Source organism: Stenotrophomonas sp. 05L44_2, from assembly GCF_056665995.1.
In genome coordinates, this window is the sequence record NZ_JBFTNR010000737.1 from 1 (window position 1) to 2,040 (window position 2,040).

Annotated in this window: 2 protein-coding genes and 2 pseudogenes; 1 reads left to right on the plus strand and 3 read right to left on the minus strand. The window is 67.1% G+C overall.

Translation table 11 applies throughout. The features are described 5' to 3' along the window. Positions 1–159 (minus strand): annotated as a pseudogene (locus AC1VAN_RS19995) (glutathione-dependent formaldehyde dehydrogenase); the annotation flags it as partial. Positions 160–364: 205 nt separating this feature from the next. On the opposite strand from AC1VAN_RS19995, the gene AC1VAN_RS20000 reads away from it, so the two are divergent. Further along, positions 365–1,003: a DUF6766 family protein gene (locus AC1VAN_RS20000; protein ID WP_032974697.1), complete on the plus strand. Its 639-nt coding sequence runs from the start codon at positions 365–367 to the stop codon at positions 1,001–1,003. 18 nt (positions 1,004–1,021) lie between these two features. Here AC1VAN_RS20000 and AC1VAN_RS20005 read toward each other — a convergent pair whose 3' ends face one another. Continuing rightward, positions 1,022–1,717, minus strand: a complete 696-nt coding sequence (locus AC1VAN_RS20005; RefSeq protein WP_480986553.1) for a glycosyltransferase family 2 protein — start codon at positions 1,715–1,717, stop codon at positions 1,022–1,024. Beyond that, a pseudogene (locus AC1VAN_RS20010) lies at positions 1,714–2,040 on the minus strand (SAM-dependent methyltransferase); the annotation flags it as partial. The pseudogene AC1VAN_RS20010 and the gene AC1VAN_RS20005, both read right to left, overlap by 4 nt.

Here is a 2,040-nt window from a genome sequence, read left to right on the forward strand (position 1 = left end):
GTGCAGGTCAGGGATCTTGCCTCGGTACAGATGCAGATCCGATCCACAGATGGCCGTGGCGGTCACCCGCAGAATGAGGTCGTCGTCGGCGGCGAGCACGGGGTCGGGAACGGTTTCCACGCGGACGTCCTTGCGGCCGTGATAGGTCAGCGCCTGCATCATCTGTCTCCTGCCGTTACGGAGCGTCCAGACTCACACGCGCCGCGCTCGCAGGCGGTGACTGTCCGGTGTGTGTCCTGTCCATATCAATGCAACACCACGTCAAGCGCCGGGCTCCTCACATCCGTCAGGCAGATCGTTCACGGTCGTTTCGACGTCTTCCGCGCAGGCTCTCCCGCGGCATGTAGGCAAGCGGAGCAAGGGCATGTGGAAACGCAATGGTCTGTCACTGGTGTTGCTGGCGCTCATGCTGCTGTTCCTGGGGGGACAGGTGGCTGCGGGACTGCAGGTCCACAACGAGGAACTGCTGCAGCATGGCAGGACGCCGCTTGATCTGTGGCAGTACCTGCACAGCGGTCACTTCATGAGCGCCACATTCGAGAACTGGGAAAGCGAATTCCTGCAGATGGGCATGTACGTGCTGTTGACCGTCTCCCTGCGTCAACGGGGCTCTGCCGAGTCGCGCCCGATTGACCCGGCACAGGAACAGGCGCGCGTGGAAGACGGCCCTACGCCCTGGCCGGTGCGACGTGGCGGAGTGTGGAAGGCGCTGTACGGCCACTCACTGGCCATCGCGTTCGGGCTGATGTTCCTGCTCAGCTTCATCCTGCACGCCATCGGCAGCTGGCGCTCGCAGTGCGTTGAGCAGCAATTGCAGGGTCTGCCGGCACCGGGCTTCCTTGAGCATGTGCTGGGCAGCACGTTCTGGTTCGAGTCGATGCAGAACTGGCAGAGTGAGTTCCTGGCCGTGCTGTCACTGGTGGTACTGACCATCTTCCTGCGGCAGAAGGACTCGCCGCAGTCGAAACCGGTGCAGGCCCCGCACTCGCAGACCGGCGACTGAGCCGCGCGCAGGCAGCGATCAGCCGGTGCCGGTCAGCTGACAGACGGCAGGGGCGCTCTGCTGTTCCAGCGTCAGCCCGGCAAGATAGTCGGCGAAACCGCCGCGCGCCCGTCCCAGCAGGCGGGCGCTGGTGGTCACGACCGGGGCCCCGGCCCAGCGCACGCTGGCGCCCGCCGCCGACAGCCGACGTACCAGGTCCACGTCTTCGCCACAGCCCAGCGCGGCGAAACCGCCGACAGCACGGTAGGCCTGCGCCGAAACGCCCAGGTTGGCGCCATGCACCCGCCCATGGCCATCGCCCCAGCGCTCGCTGCRCCGGAACAGCCTGCGCAGATGGCGGCTGCGGCGGCCGCTGGCGGCCACGTCCACTACGCCACAGAACGCATCACTGCGGGCATCCAGCTGCGCCGCAAGCCACTGCGGCGGCACGGTGCCGTCGGCATCGGTGCTTGCCAGCCACCGCGCTCCCTGCTGCAGCAGCCGCGCAGCTGCAGCAGCGCGGGCAGCGCCGACGCAACGCGCCTGCAGGTCGATGGTTTCCACCTGCAGCTCCCTGCAGATGGCCGCCGTCGAATCACTGCAGGCATCCAGTGCCACTACGATGCATACCTCGCATCCGTTCAGGCCAGGGTGCCGGGCCGCCTTCTGCAGTGAGCGCAGGCAGCGGCCGATTGTGGCGGCCTCGTCATGCGCGGGCACCAGCACGCCGATCATCGCAGCGCCTCTTCCCGGGCCAGCGACAGCGGCCGGCGCATCCACCCCTGCAGTACGAAATCAGCATCGCGATAGCAGAACGCTTCCTGCAGCCCCTGCCCAAGGTGCTGGTGAACCAGTGCCGTGGCGCTGGAGCGTCCGGGGAAGGCAGGCAGCCAGTGGCACGCAACAAGCAGGCCCTCCTCCTTCAGCGCCGCGTGGATGCCGCTGCGCAGCGCGGGCAGTGCCTCCGGTGCAAGGTAATAGCCCATCTCACCGCAGACGATCAGGTCGAAGCGCCCAGCGGGCCATTGTTGCGGATGGCTGGCGCAGTGCACCTGGAC